Origin of the sequence: Sporosarcina quadrami (assembly GCF_014836615.1) — a bacterium.
Taxonomy (GTDB): Bacteria; Bacillota; Bacilli; order Bacillales_A; family Planococcaceae; genus Sporosarcina; species Sporosarcina quadrami.
Map to the genome: position 1 here is coordinate 68,937 of NZ_JACSQN010000005.1, position 17,663 is coordinate 86,599.

The following is a 17,663-nucleotide window of genomic DNA, read 5'->3' on the forward strand; positions in this document are numbered from 1 at the left end:
CCTATCTGCTGTTAGTCTAACATAAATGAATTGGGACTTGTGCAAATTGGTTCAGACATTGCAGAATGTTGATTTGCGCTTAAGGCGGACGCTTTCCGAGGGGCGTGCGTTGAGCCAATCGAACAACAAAGGGTTCGATTGGAAAGCGTCCGGCCGGAACGCAAATCATCGTAAAAGAAAGCAATGCAGACTATTAAATTCAATTTATAGAATTGCATCTATACTCCAACAATTATTATAGAACCATATTAAAAAAATCTCCCCCACTGAATGTTCAGAGGAGGAGACTTTTGTTAGAGATTATAGGTTTTTGATCAGTTCATCTGCAAATTCAGATGTTTTCACTTCAGTTGCGCCGTCCATTAGACGTGCGAAGTCATATGTTACGACTTTTGAAGCGATTGTCTTTTCGATTGAAGCAGTGATCATGTTAGCTGCTTCATTCCATCCCATATGTTCAAGCATCATAACGCCTGAAAGCAATACTGAAGATGGGTTTACTTTATCAAGACCAGCATACTTAGGTGCTGTACCGTGAGTAGCTTCGAAGATTGCATGACCAGTTAGGTAGTTGATGTTAGCTCCTGGAGCGATACCAATACCACCAACTTGTGCTGCAAGTGCATCAGAAACATAGTCGCCGTTCAAGTTCATTGTTGCAACAACATCGAATTCTTTTGGACGAGTCAAGATCTGTTGCAAGAAGATGTCTGCGATTGAATCTTTTACGATGATTTTGCCAGCTGCTTCAGCATCTGATTGAGCTTTGTTCGCTGCATCAGTTCCTTCTGCATCTTTGATTTGATCGTATTGGTTCCAAGTGAACACTTTGTCGCCGAATTCTTGTTCAGCCACTTCGTAACCCCAGTTTTTGAAAGCTCCTTCAGTGAACTTCATGATGTTACCTTTATGAACAAGTGTAAGTGATTTACGGCCTTCATTGATTGCGTAGTTAAGCGCTCCACGTACAAGGCGTTTTGTACCTTCTTCAGAAATTGGTTTAATACCGATACCTGAAGTTTCAGGGAAGCGGATGTTTTTAACGTTCATTTCATTTTGAAGGAAATCGATCATTTTCTTCGCTTCTTCAGTGCCTTCTTTGTACTCGATACCAGCATAGATATCTTCTGTGTTTTCACGGAAGATGACCATATCGCAGTCTTCAGGACGTTTTACAGGTGAAGGAACACCTTCGAAGTAACGTACTGGACGCAGGCAAGTATATAGATCTAGTTCTTGACGAAGAGCAACGTTCAATGAACGGAAACCTCCACCGATTGGTGTAGTCAATGGTCCTTTGATTGCGATAAGGTATTCTTCGATTGTGTCAAGAGTTGCTTGTGGAAGCCATTCGCCAGTTTCGTTGAATGCTTTTTCACCTGCAAGAACTTCTTTCCATTCGATTTTCTTTTCACCATCATATGCTTTTTCAACTGCCGCTTCCAATACGCGAGAAGCTGCATGCCAAATGTCAGGGCCTGTACCATCACCGATGATGAACGGGATTGTCGCTTCGTTTGGAACGTTTAATACTCCATTGGATACTGTAATTTTAGCCATTTTAAAATTCCTCCATTTCAATATGAGAGGGCAAGTATACGATATACCGCCCCGGTTTGCCATACGTTTCCGTTACGGCATTATTATCTTTCTTCGATTGGCACATATTTCTGCATATCTGGTCCGATATACTCTGCGCGCGGACGGATCAATCTGTTGTTGGAGTATTGCTCCAAGATGTGCGCTACCCAGCCTGAGATACGGGATACTGCGAAAATAGGTGTGAAAAGGTCATGATCGATATCAAGTGAATGATATACCGAAGCTGAATAGAAATCAACGTTTGGCGGAAGATTTTTCTCACCTGTAACAATTGATTCGATTTTTTCGGACATGTTATAATACTTTTCCTCACCGCGAAGTGTCGTTAACTTCTTCGACATTTCACGAAGATGTTTTGCACGGGGATCACCTTTACGGTAAACACGGTGACCGAAGCCCATGATTTTTTCTTTATTATCAAGTTTTTCTCTGATGAATGATTCTACGTTTTCTTCAGAACCGATTTCCATGAGCATTTTCATAACTTGCTCATTTGCTCCACCATGAAGAGGTCCTTTAAGAGCGCCGATCGCTGCAGTAACGCCTGAATACATATCTGAAAGAGTTGCTACACAAACGCGTGCAGTGAATGTCGAAGCATTCAATTCATGGTCTGCATGAAGAACAAGCGCTTTATTGAAAGCTTCTACTGCAATATCTTCTGGCATTTCACCAGTTAACATATAGAGGAAGTTAGCCGCATAGCCAAGATCTGTTTTAGGAGCAATAGGTTCTTGTCCTTTACGGATACGCGAGAACGCTGTGACGATTGTTGCAATTTTTGCTTGTAGCTTAATCGCTTTCTGGTAATTAGCTTCGTCTGACATATCTTCTGCACTTTCATCGTATAATCCTATAAGAGAAATTGCTGTGCGCAATGCTGCCATCGGATGCACTTCATTAATAGGATACATTTTAAAATGATCTAGTACAGGCTGTGGTATGGACATATTGTCCGCTAGTTGTTGTTTGAGTTCAGCCAATTCTTCAGACTTAGGCAAACGTTGGTGCCAAAGCAGATAGACTACTTCCTCAAAACTTGCATTTACAGCAAGATCATCGATATCGTACCCGACGTATGTAAGGGTGTCATCAATAATGGAACTGATAGCCGACTGTGTAGCTACGATTCCTTCTAATCCTTTTGATGCTGTCATATGAATCGCTCCTTCACTGTATTTTGTCAGTATATCTACAAAATCTTGTAAATATAGACAAATCTACTTGTATTATTGTTCAGTGCGTAACGCTTACATTGACCATTATAAGCAAATATTACAGTTTTGTGAATGGAAACGCTTGTTTTCATCATAAAAAAAGTGGAAAAGGATGAAATTTTGCTAAAAAAACATACTCATAATGATACTTTACGACAGCTTTCCCTGAATTGGCTACCTGCTATTATAGCAATCATTTTCATCTACTTCGTTCCTCCTGTAGGGATTGCAATCATAGTCGCCTATTTTACGTCACCGATTTTAATTGCACTACGAATGGTTATAAGATTACCACTTACGCTCGCTACATTATTTGTTATGTTATCTATCCTTTTCATTTTTTCCACTTTCGGGTTCATTGCTTTGCACGGTTTAATGGATACAATTCCACTTGCCGAAAAACATTTATCGAACTATACCGGAAGCACAGATATTACCGGAAAATTATTTAATTTTATCGATGAAAAACTTATTGAATATGGACACGCACTGCTTGAATATGTCATTAGCATCACGACGACTCTATTTCAAAAGATCTTCAGTCTTTTCATCTTTCTCGTTGCTTACTTTTTCGCTTTGCGAGAGTCAGGAAAGGACAGATTCTGGTTTCTCATTTATTTTCCTACACGCATGAAAAAACCCGCAGAAAGGATTTTCAGGAAATCAGGGGAATTGATCGGCACCTTCTTTTTTGTAGAAGCACGCTTATTCCTCTTAACCTTCATAATTCTTGCTGTAGGCTTCTCACTAATAGGATTCCAATCGCCAATAGGTAGTGCGTTTCTCGTTTCACTTGTAGATAGCCTACCCTTACTAGGTATTGGACTATTTCTTATACCTATGACGATTTTCTTTATTTATTCTAAACAATTGGTCGTTGGTATTTCTTTGGCTCTTATTTATATTTTGGTTGTTACAACGAGACAGATGGCAGAATCGTATATGTGGGCATCCGCTTTCCGGGTTAAACCGATTCATGCATTTTTTATAACGGTCTGTTCCTTCTATCTGTTTGGTTTGCCTGGTATATTGTTAACGCCTTTTCTTCTCTTCACTGCTTTAAAAATGAAAAAACATCCTTACTTTACCTAATGACTATCTGTCCTTTTTTCATCTTTCGGTAAATCCACGCGACAATCAATGGTCTAAGTAGTTTTCTTGGCCCTTTGAACATTAACAGCACACCTGCTATATCAGTGATGAATCCAGGCATGATTAGCAAAATGCCACCGAAGAAAATACAGACACTGTCGATAATTGCATTTCCGGGAGTTTCCATAGTCGACATTCTAGACCGCAAATCCTTCCATGCTTTCAGTCCTTGACGTTTCGCCAAGTATGCCCCGCCGATCCCAGTTATAATGATTAGTAGAATCGTCGGAAAGATTCCAAGCTCACTTCCCGAATAGAGCAATAATGCTATCTCGGCAATCGGTAGTAAAATAAACGCGATTAATAGCCATCTCATTCGAATCAACTCCAGTTCTTCGGCGGCTTCATTCATTTGTTTTTAACAAAACGAATGCACGCTGAAGTTTGTGAAAAGGCCGCTTCCAATAAATCGAAAGGCGGCCTTTTAAATGTATTACTTAAAGAACTCTTGCATGTCCATTATAAATAACTCCAGATTCAGCATCCATTGTTATTTCTTTCCCGTTGATGATTGTTTCCGTCGCATTTGGAACACCAACAATAACCGGTATACCTAAACTTAGACCAACAACAGCAGCATGACTTGTCAAGCCGCCTTCTTCAGTGATCAATCCAGCACAGTTTTCAATAGCCGGCATCATGTCGCGATCTGAAGAATAGGTTACGAGTATTTTGCCTTTAACGTCATGTGCCAAAGCTTCTTCAGCATTATGAGCAATGACTGCCTGACCAAATGCTACAGACTTTCCAATACCTTGTCCTTTAGCGAGCATGTCACCGATCACATGTATTTTCATCAAGTTTGTCGTTCCTGCTTCACCAACTGGAACACCAGCAGTAATGATGACAACATCCCCATGAGTGACATATTGATGTTTAACACTTTCTTCAACAGATTCCTGTAAGATTTCATCGATTGAATTAACCCGCTCACCTATAATCGGGTAGATACCCCATACGAGCGATAATTTTCTCGAGCAAGCATCCGAAGAAGTAATGGCAATTATCGGGCAGCCAGGGCGGTATTTTGCAATCATTTTTGCAGTATGGCCACTTTCCGTTGGAGCTAATACTGCTTTTACATTTAAGTTAATAGCCGTATATGCTGCAGCTTGCCCAATAGCTTCTGTCATATTTCCTTGCTTTTCTTTGCGTCTTGTCGATACGACGGCACGATAATCGACTGCACTTTCAGCAGTTTGTGCGATACGGTCCATCGTGCGAACAGATTCAACTGGATACAAACCAGCTGCCGTTTCTCCTGAAAGCATGATGGCGTCAGATCCGTCCAATATTGCATTCGCAACATCACTCGCTTCTGCTCTTGTAGGACGTGGATTACGTTGCATCGAGTCGAGCATCTGTGTTGCAGTAATGACCGGCTTACCGACCTGGTTACATTTTTTAATCATCATTTTCTGAACAAGTGGCACTTCTTCTGCCGGAATCTCCACTCCTAAATCTCCGCGTGCAACCATCAAGCCGTCCGATACATTGATGATTTCATCCAAGTTTTCGACGCCTTCCTGATTTTCAATTTTAGGGATAATATGAATGTGTCCACCATTATTCGATTCAAGCAATTGACGGATTTCCATAACGTCAGAAGATCTACGGACAAACGATGCAGCGATGAAATCGACACCTTGTTCGATTCCAAATAGGATATCTTCTTTATCTTTGTCAGTGATTCCAGGTAATTGTACAGAAACGCCCGGTACATTAACGCCCTTTTTATTTTTCAAAGTACCTGAGTTGACAACAAGTGTATGGATAAGCCCTTTTTCAAGGTCTTTTCCGACAACCTCCAGCTGAATCAGTCCATCATCGAGTAAGATGATAGATCCTTTGTCAACATCTTCAATTAGTTTTTCGTAAGTGACCGAAAATGCTTCTGTATCGCCTTCCACTTCAGTCATTGAAATATCGATATGTTGGCCAGTAATAAGTTCGATACTACCACCTTTCATCGAATGTGTACGAATTTCAGGTCCCTTTGTATCGAGGAGGATACCGACAACTTTACCTGTTTTTTTGGAGATTTCTCTGATCGTTTCAATTCTTATACGGTGCTCTTCGTGTGAACCGTGGGAGAAGTTGAGACGAGCTACGTTCATGCCTGCATTCATAAGTTGTTCGAGTAATTCAGGTGATTCACTTGCAGGTCCAATTGTGCATACGATTTTAGTCTTTCTCATCATATAACGTCCTTTCGTCAACTGTGCTTAGATTGATAGTTCTTTAGATAATTTGTATAATTCCTTATCCAATTTGTCTTCACTTCGCTTAAATACAACGTCCAAGTCATAGTCTACCACTGTATGGTTTTGCATACCAATGGCAACTCCGCTCCGCCCTTCATGTAACACTTCTACGGCACGTGCTCCATATTGGCTTGCGATGACTCGGTCTTTTGCTGATGGCGATCCACCGCGTTGTATATGACCAAGTACAGATACCCTAGTCTCAATACCCGCTTCCGCTTTCAACGTTTCAGATAACGCTGTTGCTGACATAACACCTTCTGCAACAATAATAATACTGTGCTTCTTGCCTCGACCAGAACCACTTTGAAGTCTGGTTATTATTTCATTAAGATCAAACTTAACTTCAGGGATAAGGATTGTTTCGGCTCCACCCGCAAGGCCAGCCCAAAGTGCCAGATCACCCGCGTCCCTACCCATTACTTCAATAATAAATGTCCGTTCATGCGATGTAGCTGTATCTCGAATCTTATCGATAGCATCAATGACCGTATTGAGTGCAGAGTCAAATCCAATTGTAAACTGTGTCCCATTTATATCATTATCAATCGTGGCAGGCACACAAGCGCACGGAACACCCAATTTCACTAACTCCGCAGCCCCTCTGAATGAACCGTCCCCCCCAATTACAACGAGTCCTTCAATGCCATGCGATTTCAATTGCCTTTTCGCTTTTAGTCTGCCTTCTTCCGTCATGAACTCAGAAGAACGGGCAGATCTTAGCATCGTCCCTCCACGTTGGATAATGTCTCCGACAGATCCGAGCTGGAGCATTTCAATTTTCCCGTGAATTAATCCTTCATAGCCGTTAAAAATCCCCGCTACTTCCAAGCCTTCGAAGATTGCCTTTCGCACAACAGCACGAACTGCCGCGTTCATCCCTGGTGCGTCACCGCCACTAGTCAAAACACCTATTTTTTTCATCTCGACTCCACCTTGTCAGTTATTTTTCGGTAAAAGACGAAAAGATGCGGGAAATTGCCCGCACCTTCATTATTCGGTAAATACACCTATATTACGGAACTTCTCGTATCGTTGGTCTATTATAGCACTTTCATCGAGCTTACAAAGCTTATTTAATGATGAACGTAAAATTTCTCTCATCTCCAACGCCTGCGCTTTCGGATCACGATGTGCACCACCTAATATTTCAGGTATTATTTCATCAATAATACCCATTTCTTTTAAATGTGGAGCTGTAATTTTCATCGCTTCTGCGGCCTGTTTGGATAGACTCGGATCTTTCCACAAAATTGATGCGGCCCCTTCAGGAGATATAACTGAATACGTAGAGTGCTCAAGCATATGGATATGGTTTGCTACACCTAGTGCTAGTGCACCTCCACTTCCCCCTTCACCAATGACAATTGAGATGACAGGTACTTTTAAGCCCGCCATCTCAACAAGATTTCGGGCAATCGCTTCGCTTTGGCCTCGTTCTTCAGCAGCTTTTCCTGGATACGCTCCTTTTGTATCAATAAAACAAATGACCGGACGTCCAAATTTCTCCGCTTGTTTCATTAATCGTAAAGCTTTCCGATAGCCTTCTGGATGCGGCATACCAAAATTACGCTTCACATTCTCCTTCGTATCCTTTCCGCGCTGATGACCGATTACAGTAACAGGTTTCAATTCAAATGAACCAATACCTCCGACAATTGCAGCATCATCACCAAATGATCTGTCACCATGTAACTCCGTAAAATCTTCAATTAGTTCTTCAATATAATCCTTAGTAGTTGGACGTTGTGGGTGTCTTGCTACTTGAACACGATCCCACGGTTCCATATTACTGTATATTTCCGTTTCTAAATTGCTGAGACGGGTTTTTAAATTCGTTATTTCTTCGGACAAATCTACATCATTCGATGAGGTGAACTCTTCCAATTCGGAGATTTTCTCCCGAAGTTTTACGATCGGTTCTTCGAATGCCAATGGTTTACTCATGTCCGTTCTCCTCCCTAACATGTAGCCTTAACAATTTTGCCAATTCTGCGGTCATGTCACCTCGATGGATGACTGCGTCCACTTGCCCGTGATCCATTAAGAATTCAGCAGTCTGGAAATTATCGGGCAGTTTTTCACGTACGGTCTGCTCAATAACTCTCCGTCCAGCAAATCCGATGAGCGCTTTTGGTTCGGCAAGATTTATATCTCCGACCGAAGCAAAGCTCGCCGATACGCCGCCAGTTGTCGGATATGTCATGACGGAAATGTACAGAAGTCCTTCATTTGCATGACGCTTTAACGCCACACTTGTTTTAGCCATCTGCATTAATGATAGTACGCCTTCTTGCATGCGTGCCCCACCACTTGCTGAAAAAATGATGACAGGAATTTTCATCTCTGTTGCTTTCTCTACTGCGCGCGTAATCTTTTCTCCGACTACCGATCCCATTGAACCCATACGGAAATGAGAGTCCATTATGGCAACCGCGACTTTACAACCACCGATTTTACCAATGCCTGTAAGAACAGCCTCATTCAGACCGGTTTTTTCCGCATCCGCTTGGACTTTTTTTGTATAGGAAGGGAAATCCAAAGGGTTCTCAGTTTTCAATTCATTATCCATTGACACGAACGTATCTTCATCAAATAACAATTCTACACGTTCCCATGCAGTCATCTTGAAATGATGATCACATTTTGGACATACTTTGCCTGTTTTCATAAGATCTCTCGTCAAAATGATTTGTTTACATTCTGGACATTTCGTCATGATGCCTTCAGGCACATCATTTTTTGCATCTTCAGAAGGCATCGTTATTGCTTTTTTACTATTCTTTTTAAACAACTCTCGAATCATCATTCATTTCCCCCTCGATTACTTCAATCCAGCGATCATAGGATACAATCGCTTCTACAACATGTCCGGAAATCATATTTTCCAGTAACGCTATGAGCATGCCATTTTCGTTTTCATTTGTCATTTCACCGTAAGGGACTCTACTATATTGCTTTAATAGGAACCAGATTTTTAAAGACAACCTGTTATCCGTAGCTATAATCATTTCCCTCATTATATCCTCCCGTAATACAGTTCCTTCATCATTAATTATCATAATTAAGCTTTGCCAAACGGGCAGTTCTCTTTTGACTGGATCATTGCAAATTTCTTCAATCGCCGCTTTTTCATGAATGACTCTCGTTTTCTTTACGTCCACCGCAGAGTTCGGTTGTTGCATGATAAAAGTGGACAACACTTCTACAAGTTGATGTTTTTTAAAATCAGCTAAAAATGTACCTTCTCCTCGGCGAGTTTCTATGAGACCAAGTAATTCGAGACTTCTGAGCGCTTCACGGATAGTGGAACGTCCTACTTGAAGCCGTTCAGCCAAAACACGTTCAGATGGCAATTTATCACCTACAGTGATGCCCTCCGCATTTATCATCAACTTCAATTCTTCAACGATATCCAGAAACATCTTAGATGACGGTTTTGTCGTTTGCATTGCGGTGCCCCTTTAAAAACTATAATCGAAAAGTGGTCAGACCACTACTGTTTATAAGCATACAGAAAAGTCGGTTGACCGTAAAGTATAAAGTTGCTTTTCTGCTAGTAAAAATAAAAACTGTCTTGTAAGACTTAACAGATAGGGAGTGAAAGAGTAATCCAATCACTAACCATATGCTTCACCTTACAGACAGTTTCAATTCAAATCTTCAACACTTGTTGGACAATCATTTGAAACTGCCCATTTCGCTCCTCGACAGTACCTTCTACTTGTACCATTGTCAGATCCTGCAACTGCACATTAGAAACGGCATACGTTTTAGGAAACAGTGTACATGATAACTCACCAGTTTCGTCTTGAAGCGTCATAAAAGCCATCGCTTCTCCTTTTTTCGTCCTAATTCGCTTCACTTCCTGGATGAGTCCTACAACTCGGATCGTTTGCCGAGTTGGAACTTTTTCAACTTCAGACAGATCGACTAGTTGTCCTGTATTCATTTTCTTCATTTCAAGAGCCGGATGTTCAGATAAATAAAACCCGAGCACTTCCCTTTCGAATTCAAGCATCGCGAGACGAGGCATTGTGCCTCCAGGGGAATATTTCGGTTTTGCAATAGAGAATATGACATCATGAAGCAGGTCATCTTCTTCAGGACTTACAAATACCGCATGATTCGCGGCTGCGTCAATCGATGCAAGCAGAACAGAGCGGTTTTCTCCGAATTCATCCAATGCGCCTGATTTCACAAGCGGAACAATGGCTTTTTCCGTGAAATGAGCGCCTCCGATCGCTGCAGCAAAATCGAAAAGGTTTTGCCATGGTTTCGACGTCTTTGCATCTTTAATAATTTCATAAAATGACGGAGCGACCCCTTTTACAGCCCCTAGTCCTATACGGATCGATGAGCCTTCTACAACAGTTCCATAACGGCTCTTCTGAATGGAAGGAGGAAGAACAGGAATTCCTTTTGAACGGATTTCATGGATGAGCTCCATTGTTTTCTCCTGATTACCGGTCGCCATCGCTAAAAGAGCAGCATAGAAGTAGATAGGTTCATTAGCTTTAATATATGCCAACTGATATGAAATCAAAGAATAAGCAACCGCGTGGCTTTTAGGGAACCCATAATCAGCAAATTTCACGATAAGATCATAAATCTCTCTCGCGGACTTTTCCGGAAAACCTTTTTTTATGGCATTATTCACAAAATGATTCTGCTCCTGCTGCAAAATCTCACGTTTCTTCTTACTGACCGCTCTTCTTAACAAATCGGCTTCCGCCATTGAAAACCCAGCAATCTGTACAGCAATTTGCATAATTTGTTCTTGATAAACGATGATTCCCTCTGTTTCCTTTAAAATAGGCTCGAGTAGTGGATGAATATAGTCGACTTTTTCTTTTCCGTTTTTCCTTCTACTGTATAACGCTATATTTTCCATCGGCCCAGGTCGATAGAGAGCATTGATCGCATAAAGATCTTTGAATTCATCCGGTCTAATTAACCGCAACGCGTCTCTCATTCCGTCCGATTCAAATTGAAATATCCCGGTCATGTCGCCTTCTTTGAACAAGTCAAATGTTTTTGTGTCATCCATCGGAAATTCTTCAAATTTCAATCTGACTTTTCTATCGTATTCAATCATCGATCTAATCCGGTCCAATAATGTTAAATTTCGCAATCCAAGAAAATCCATCTTCAATAAACCAACTTCTTCAACATCTCCCATTGCCCATTGAGTTAAATAGAAATCGTCGCCACCAATCTGCACTGGTACATTTTCAACAAGTGGGACTGGGGAAAGGATGACACCAGCAGCATGCGTAGAGGCATTACGAGGTAATCCTTCCAAGGCAATTGCCGCTTGAAGCCATTTTGTACGATTGGGATCCAAGGCAATCCAATCTTGCAACGGTTTAGAACGTTTGACGGATTCTGCCAAGTCTCTATGTTGCCCCTCTTTGATTTGTCTAGAGATGAAAGTCATTTCATCAGCAGAAAAATCAAAAACCCTCGCAACATTCCTTGCTACGGATTTTGCTGATAACGTTCCAAATGTAATGATTTGTGCAACATGGGATTTCCCATATTTTCTTGCAACGTATTCAATTACTTCTGAACGTCGGTTATCTGCAAAATCGATATCAATATCGGGCATCGTAATCCTGCCCGGATTAAGAAACCGTTCAAAAATGAGTCCGTATTTTATCGGGTCCACATCTGTTATCCCCAGTGTATATGCAACGAGAGAACCTGCTGAGGATCCACGACCTGGTCCCGTTAGAATTCCTTGCTCCTTTGCGTAAGCCATGAAATCTTCGACGATGAGAAAATAATCGGAAAAACCCATCTTTTCGATAATTGTTAACTCATAATGAAGACGGTTAGTATACTCATCGCCAAATTGACTAACTCTACTTTTCAGACCTTTTTCGCAATGACGTTTAAGCAAATCTGCTGCGGTTGTATTCTGAGGCAAGGGAAAAGCAGGCATTAGCGTGCGACTCGGTGGTAATTCCGCTGTACAGGAGATAAGCATGTCTGCCATTGTTTCTAGCCATTGTGGACGATCAGAAAACCATTGTTGGAGCTCCTCTTCTTCTGGCACATACGCATTATAGATATCTTGTTGCGGTCTTGACGGATCATTTAGCTTGTAGCCCGCCCTAATAGCAGTTGCTACTTCATAAGAAAAAGCATCCTCTTTTGCTAAATACCTTGATTCGTGTGTAGCTGAAATTGATAATCCACAAGCAGTTGCAGTTTCTTCAATTAATGATTCATCTTCATGCCTTACTCCACCTGCTCTGGATATGCCGACAAATACAGTTTCACACGCGTCTGAAATAAGTTGCAGCGTTTCAGTTTGCCTTACAAGATCCCAAGTTTTATCGGTCATCGGGCAGATGAAAATGCACCCTTCACTATAGGCTTTCAACCATTTTAGCGGTAGTGTTTCTTTTTCGCTAATAGCAATGGCACTGCTAATTTTCAATAAGTTGCTATAGCCTCTATCATCTTTCGCATATCCATAAAGTAGAACTGTCCGTTCATCGTCAAGCGCTAAGTGGATGGAAAGACCGATAGCTGTATGTATGTCATATTTTTTCATCGTTTTACAAAATGAACGCACGCCATACATTCTGGAATTGACGATCCCTACAGTTTTAGCCCCTCTTCTTTTTAGAAGTGGGGCTAAATGGTCTAGTTTAATAATTCCGCGCAGGAGATCTGCGCCGGTTATAATTTGCGGATAGACAAGTACCAACGTAGTTCCCCCCTGCAAATCAGTTTCAAGCGCATAACGCTTTCAATTTCTCGATGATTTCGTCCGCCTGTTGCCAATTGTATACGGATGCTCCAGAAGCAAGCGGATGCCCTCCGCCATTATATTGTGCTGCAAGCCCATTAATGACGGGGCCTTTTGAACGTAGTCTTACTCGAATCTGATCATCCTCTTCAACGAAAATAACCCATGCACAAATACCACGCACATCACCTAGTACCCCGACAAGTTGAGAAGTTTCACTAGCAGAAACGTTGAATTCTTGTAAAATTTTCTTATCAATCTTTATATAGGCCATTCCTTGATCATTCATGATGAAGTTCTGATAAATATATCCTTTAAGATGAAGAATGCGACGGTCCTCTTCATACATTCCAGCATAAAGCTTTGTCCTGTCAAAATTGTATTTGATCAGCTCGCTTGCTACTTCAAATGTTCGCACAGTCGCGCTAGGGAAGATGAACCGACCCGTATCACCAACGATACCCGCAAATAGTAGGCGCGCACTCGCATCAGACATCTGCCATCCATAATGTTTACGGCCTTCTTCAAACAATTCATAAATCATTTCTGATGTTGAACTTGAATCCGTATCCACCCATCGTAGATCACCGTAAGGATCGACATTTGGATGATGATCGATCTTCACACAGTAACTGCCAGATCCAAAGAACTCTGCGTCTATACGTTCTGTATTGCCCGTATCTGTCACAATGACCAATGCTCCATTGTAATCCTCTTCACTTACTACATCTTGTTCCGCAAGATAACTGAGTAAATCGTCATGCCTACCAGAAGCAAACACCTGCTTATTTGGATAATTCTTTTTGATCAGTTCCTTCAGGCCTACTTGGGAACCGTATGCATCCGGATCAGGTCTGACATGACGGTGGATGATGATTTTATCATATTGTTCAATTGTGTCGATGATTTGTCTTTTCATTGTCGTTTTCCTCCGGTAGTCAGTGATTTCTGTTCGCATTCCTTAAAAAAAGCCGATACAATGGGAAGAAGTTCTTTGATGGAGGGTCTTTTAAAAATGAAAACACTCAATTTCTTTCTCGTCTTTTTCATTGTCGCATCTGGCGTGTTTTATTTCTATTTTAAAACTCGGCAGTTCAGGACTAGTCAAGTATTTCCGATTCGGAAGAAAATGTTCGCAAGCCAGGCAGGTATTTATTTAGGAACTTTCCTTTTCTTCTTCGGTATTAACCAACTTATCCTATTCAGTGGTATTGCAACATATGTAGTTGGCGCATTGTTCATTCTTTTCGGTGCTTATGTACTTGTTTATAATTATAAAGCGGCAAGACATTACAAACAATTCATTGCCGAAGAAACTGAACTTAACACAAACTGATGAGGGGTTCCTCATCAGTTTTTTATTGTTCATCGCTCGAACAATTGATACATCACCATCGCTTTTGCAATGAGTTCCGAATCGGAAAAGAGATCGAAATCCACCTTTACGAATCGCCTGCTCATTTGAAGGATCCTTGGTTCCACAATGATCGTACTACCCAATTGAACATGTTTGATGAAATAGATGGTCATATTTTCAGGGACACTTTCTCCACGTTTACGCATTTTAATGGCGCGGTTGCCGACATCAGTCAAAAGTGTTGTCAGTGCTCCGTAGGATAATGAACCAAATTGGTTCGTCATCTGGGGTGCAACTGTGAACTCAATATTTTGCGGCTGATCAGGCACTGATTTCATTTGATTCTTCACAATATCATCGATTTTCTCGCCTTGTTGGGGCTGTCGTTGTGCCATTTGAAAAGCTTTTAGCACATCCTGTCGACTAATGATGCCGCTTAAAAGGCCATTATCGCCAACAACAGGCAATAGATCTAATCCTTCCCAAATCATGCTATGCCCCGCTGAAGCAACACTTGTTTTACCATCCACTGTTATCGGATGTGTTGTCATCACTTTCCCAATCAACTCATTTTCGTGCTTACCGACTGCATCACGCGAAGTAACAATTCCTGTAAGCTTGCCATTCTTCTCGATGACAGGATAACCCGAATGGGATGTTTTGCGATTCACTTCATTGAAATGAGCTACATTATCTTCTGGGAAGAACGTGATTGTCTCTGCTAGCGGTGTCACGATATCTTCAACGAGCAAAATTTCTTTTTCAATTAGTTGATCGTAAATTGCCCTGTTCAACATCGTTGCCACTGTAAAGGAATCGTAACTGGACGAAATGATCGGCAAGTTCAATTCATTCGCAAGCCTTTTTGCATCATCCGCTGCATCGAAGCCCCCTGTCACCAACACTGCCGCTCCTGCGCTTAAAGCAAGTTCATGAGCTTTCTGACGGTTTCCGACGATCAGCAGGCTTCCTGCATCTATATAACGTCGCATATCATCCAGTTGCATGGCGCCAATAACAAATTTCGTCAACGTCTTATGCAAGCCGTCACGTCCTCCAAGCACAACGCCATCGACAATATTAACAACTTCTGCGAATGTGAGCCGTTCAATATTCTCTTTCTTCTTCTTTTCAATACGAATAGTGCCTACTCGCTCTATCGTATTGACAAGCTTTTGGTTTTCAGCTTCCTTTATGGCTCTGTATGCCGTTCCTTCGCTCACTGATAGAGCCCTGGCCACTTGCCTGACTGAAATTTTCTCCCCAACAGCCAGACCTTCTATATACCGTAATATCAACTCATGTTTTGTCGACATCTCTTCACCTTTTTCTCTTACTGCCTACCCTCATTTTATCATATATTGACAAGAATGGCGTATTACAGACGTATCCTTCACTAAATCCTTTATAATCTGTTAAAACTCTATCGTTTCACCTGGTTTCATAATGTTCACTTCATAACCTTTAACGAGGTCTTTGAACGTTTCAGGATTTTGTTTTATCGGGGGAAACGTATCGTAATGCACAGGCACGACTACTTTTGGTTTCAATAACTCCACAGCAATCGCCGCATCTTCCGGTCCCATTGTAAAATTATCGCCAATCGGCAGGAATGCAATATCAATCGCATGTTTTTTCCCAATGAGCGCCATGTCTCCAAACAGAGATGTATCTCCAGCATGATAAATTGTTTTCCCCTCTGCTTCAAAAACAATTCCTGCTGGCATGCCCGTATAGATGATTTCATTTTCATCTGTCGTGTACGAAGAGCTGTGGAACGCTTGAGTATATGTCACTTTTCCGAAATCGAATGTATAAGACCCGCCGATATTCATGCCATGAGTATTGAAATCCTGCCATCCTAGATAGACGGCAAGTTCATTCGGTCCGACGATAAGCGGGTTGCATCTTTTTGCAATGTCCATCGTATCTCCAACATGATCATTATGTCCATGTGTCAATAAAATAACGTCCGGCTTTTGGTCGGATACCTCTAAATCCGTTAAACTATTACCTGTAATGAACGGATCTATTAAAATTGTATGGCTATCTGTTTTGATTTTCACAACTGAATGTCCATGATAAGAAATCTTCATCTGTAAACCCCTCCAGTATTTTCCTCATTATTATCTAGTTCGTCATTTAACCATAATACCCTCTTTTTTGATATGATTACTCTATGCAAAGAGGAGGTTTTATCATGGAAAAGGTTACTGAAATTAAGCACTATTTACAACAAAACGATATTGATGGGGCTTTCATTACAACGCCTGACAATGTTTTTTATGTATCAGGTTTCAAAAGTGAACCGCATGAACGTCTACTAGGAGTCATGATTTTTAAAGACGCGGAGCCTTTCGTCATTTGTCCTCATATGGAAGTTCCTGACCTAAAAGCTAGTGGCTGGTCTTTTGAATCAGTCGGTCATAAAGACACGGATGATGCTTGGGAAATTCTTGCTGCAGCAGCTGCTAAACGCAACGTCGAACTTAACACAATTGCTATTGAAAAAGCACATTTGACTGTTGAACGTCTTGAACGGATGGAGACCTTATTCACTAACTCGAAATTCTCCCGTCTTGATGAGCAACTGAACGATATGAGAAAAATCAAAAGTGAAGATGAGCTCGTTAAATTGCGGAAAGCAGCTGAACTAGCTGACCACGCTATTGAAATCGGCTGCAAAGAAATCGCAGAAGGCAAATCGGAACTTGAAATCCTCATGGCTATTGAATTTGAAATGAAACGCATGGGTGCAGAAAAGATGTCCTTTGACACGATGGTATTATCAGGTCCTAAAACGGCTTCTCCACATGGAACTCCAGGAGAACGCAAAATTCAAAAAGGTGATTTTATCCTTTTCGATCTAGGTGTCGTTTATGATGGCTATTGTTCAGACATCACAAGAACTGTCGCTTTCGGTGAACCTTCAAAAGAACAACGAGAAATTTATGAAACTGTCAAAAAAGCAGAACAAGCCGCAATCGATCTCGTTCGTCCAGGTGTGAAAGCGATGGATCTTGATAAAGCGGCAAGAGACGTCATTACCGAAGCTGGTTTCGGTGAGTACTTCACACACCGTCTCGGGCATGGTCTTGGAATCTCTGTACATGAATTCCCTTCCATTACAGGAACGAACGAAATGGAAATGCAAGAAGGAATGGTCTTTACAATCGAGCCCGGTATTTATCATCCAGAAATTACCGGTGTAAGAATTGAAGACGACGTTGTTGTTACAGCAGACGGAGTCGAAGTATTGACGAAGTTCCCGAAAGAATTGAAGATTATCGAAGCATAATAAAAACGCT

At 41.4% G+C, this 17,663-nt stretch carries 15 protein-coding genes; 3 read left to right on the top strand and 12 right to left on the bottom strand.

Going from position 1 to position 17,663, the window contains the following annotated elements:
* Positions 1-300 precede the first annotated feature (300 nt).
* Together icd and citZ are read right to left on the bottom strand one after the other, a co-directional pair.
* A complete protein-coding gene (gene icd / locus H9649_RS06770; RefSeq protein ID WP_191693975.1) occupies positions 301-1,560 on the bottom strand; it encodes an NADP-dependent isocitrate dehydrogenase in 1,260 nt (419 codons plus the stop codon).
* 83 nt (positions 1,561-1,643) lie between these two features.
* Complete coding sequence (gene citZ / locus H9649_RS06775) at positions 1,644-2,759, bottom strand: citrate synthase (protein ID WP_191693976.1); 1,116 nt, start codon at positions 2,757-2,759, stop codon at positions 1,644-1,646.
* A 180-nt stretch (positions 2,760-2,939) separates the two neighbouring features.
* Between citZ and H9649_RS06780 the strand changes: the two genes are divergently transcribed.
* Positions 2,940-3,911, top strand: coding sequence for an AI-2E family transporter (locus H9649_RS06780; protein WP_191693977.1), 972 nt, complete (start codon positions 2,940-2,942; stop codon positions 3,909-3,911).
* Here the strand turns inward: H9649_RS06780 and H9649_RS06785 are convergent.
* From H9649_RS06785 to H9649_RS06820, 8 genes are all read right to left on the bottom strand, one after another.
* The gene (locus tag H9649_RS06785) at positions 3,904-4,287 is read right to left on the bottom strand and encodes an FxsA family protein (protein ID WP_191693978.1); all 384 of its coding nucleotides are present in this window, start codon (positions 4,285-4,287) and stop codon (positions 3,904-3,906) included. The genes H9649_RS06780 and H9649_RS06785 overlap by 8 nt on opposite strands.
* A 121-nt stretch (positions 4,288-4,408) precedes the next feature.
* Positions 4,409-6,169, bottom strand: coding sequence for a pyruvate kinase (gene pyk, locus H9649_RS06790; RefSeq protein ID WP_191693979.1), 1,761 nt, complete (start codon positions 6,167-6,169; stop codon positions 4,409-4,411).
* Between the two features lie 27 nt (positions 6,170-6,196).
* The gene (gene pfkA / locus H9649_RS06795; protein ID WP_191693980.1) at positions 6,197-7,159 is read right to left on the bottom strand and encodes a 6-phosphofructokinase; all 963 of its coding nucleotides are present in this window, start codon (positions 7,157-7,159) and stop codon (positions 6,197-6,199) included.
* Positions 7,160-7,228: 69 nt separating this feature from the next.
* Positions 7,229-8,182, bottom strand: coding sequence for an acetyl-CoA carboxylase carboxyltransferase subunit alpha (locus H9649_RS06800; protein WP_191693981.1), 954 nt, complete (start codon positions 8,180-8,182; stop codon positions 7,229-7,231).
* Positions 8,175-9,044 (bottom strand): acetyl-CoA carboxylase, carboxyltransferase subunit beta, encoded by an 870-nt coding sequence (gene accD, locus H9649_RS06805; RefSeq protein WP_191693982.1) that lies wholly within the window; start codon positions 9,042-9,044, stop codon positions 8,175-8,177. The genes H9649_RS06800 and accD overlap by 8 nt, the downstream gene beginning before the upstream one ends.
* On the bottom strand, positions 9,022-9,687 hold the full coding sequence (locus H9649_RS06810; protein WP_191693983.1) for a FadR/GntR family transcriptional regulator: 666 nt from the start codon (positions 9,685-9,687) through the stop codon (positions 9,022-9,024). The genes accD and H9649_RS06810 overlap by 23 nt, the downstream gene beginning before the upstream one ends.
* Before the next feature lie 203 nt (positions 9,688-9,890).
* Positions 9,891-12,956, bottom strand: a complete 3,066-nt coding sequence (locus H9649_RS06815; RefSeq protein ID WP_191693984.1) for a DNA polymerase III subunit alpha — start codon at positions 12,954-12,956, stop codon at positions 9,891-9,893.
* Positions 12,957-12,981: 25 nt separating this feature from the next.
* Positions 12,982-13,917, bottom strand: coding sequence for a DHH family phosphoesterase (locus H9649_RS06820; protein ID WP_191693985.1), 936 nt, complete (start codon positions 13,915-13,917; stop codon positions 12,982-12,984).
* 96 nt (positions 13,918-14,013) lie between these two features.
* Here H9649_RS06820 and H9649_RS06825 point away from each other — a divergent pair, with 96 nt between their 5' ends.
* Positions 14,014-14,334 (top strand): YtpI family protein, encoded by a 321-nt coding sequence (locus H9649_RS06825; RefSeq protein ID WP_191693986.1) that lies wholly within the window; start codon positions 14,014-14,016, stop codon positions 14,332-14,334.
* A gap of 29 nt (positions 14,335-14,363) precedes the next feature.
* Here H9649_RS06825 and H9649_RS06830 read toward each other — a convergent pair whose 3' ends face one another.
* On the bottom strand, positions 14,364-15,671 hold the full coding sequence (locus H9649_RS06830; protein ID WP_191693987.1) for a DRTGG domain-containing protein: 1,308 nt from the start codon (positions 15,669-15,671) through the stop codon (positions 14,364-14,366).
* Positions 15,672-15,770: 99 nt separating this feature from the next.
* On the bottom strand, positions 15,771-16,451 hold the full coding sequence (locus H9649_RS06835; protein WP_191693988.1) for a metal-dependent hydrolase: 681 nt from the start codon (positions 16,449-16,451) through the stop codon (positions 15,771-15,773).
* A 104-nt stretch (positions 16,452-16,555) separates the two neighbouring features.
* Between H9649_RS06835 and H9649_RS06840 the strand changes: the two genes are divergently transcribed.
* A complete protein-coding gene (locus tag H9649_RS06840; protein WP_191693989.1) occupies positions 16,556-17,653 on the top strand; it encodes a M24 family metallopeptidase in 1,098 nt (365 codons plus the stop codon).
* The last annotated feature ends 10 nt before the right edge of the window (positions 17,654-17,663 follow it).

What these genes read in the sequence shown, in the direction of transcription:
- icd (WP_191693975.1), bottom strand. Translation starts at nt 1,560, where the DNA reads ATGGCTAAAATTACAGTATCCAATGGAGTATTAAACGTTCCAAACGAA.
- citZ (WP_191693976.1), bottom strand. Translation starts at nt 2,759, where the DNA reads ATGACAGCATCAAAAGGATTAGAAGGAATCGTAGCTACACAGTCGGCT.
- H9649_RS06785 (WP_191693978.1), bottom strand. Translation starts at nt 4,287, where the DNA reads ATGAGATGGCTATTAATCGCGTTTATTTTACTACCGATTGCCGAGATA.
- pyk (WP_191693979.1), bottom strand. Translation starts at nt 6,169, where the DNA reads ATGAGAAAGACTAAAATCGTATGCACAATTGGACCTGCAAGTGAATCA.
- pfkA (WP_191693980.1), bottom strand. Translation starts at nt 7,159, where the DNA reads ATGAAAAAAATAGGTGTTTTGACTAGTGGCGGTGACGCACCAGGGATG.
- H9649_RS06800 (WP_191693981.1), bottom strand. Translation starts at nt 8,182, where the DNA reads ATGAGTAAACCATTGGCATTCGAAGAACCGATCGTAAAACTTCGGGAG.
- accD (WP_191693982.1), bottom strand. Translation starts at nt 9,044, where the DNA reads ATGATGATTCGAGAGTTGTTTAAAAAGAATAGTAAAAAAGCAATAACG.
- H9649_RS06810 (WP_191693983.1), bottom strand. Translation starts at nt 9,687, where the DNA reads ATGCAAACGACAAAACCGTCATCTAAGATGTTTCTGGATATCGTTGAA.
- H9649_RS06820 (WP_191693985.1), bottom strand. Translation starts at nt 13,917, where the DNA reads ATGAAAAGACAAATCATCGACACAATTGAACAATATGATAAAATCATC.
- H9649_RS06825 (WP_191693986.1), top strand. Translation starts at nt 14,014, where the DNA reads ATGAAAACACTCAATTTCTTTCTCGTCTTTTTCATTGTCGCATCTGGC.
- H9649_RS06830 (WP_191693987.1), bottom strand. Translation starts at nt 15,671, where the DNA reads ATGTCGACAAAACATGAGTTGATATTACGGTATATAGAAGGTCTGGCT.
- H9649_RS06835 (WP_191693988.1), bottom strand. Translation starts at nt 16,451, where the DNA reads ATGAAGATTTCTTATCATGGACATTCAGTTGTGAAAATCAAAACAGAT.
- H9649_RS06840 (WP_191693989.1), top strand. Translation starts at nt 16,556, where the DNA reads ATGGAAAAGGTTACTGAAATTAAGCACTATTTACAACAAAACGATATT.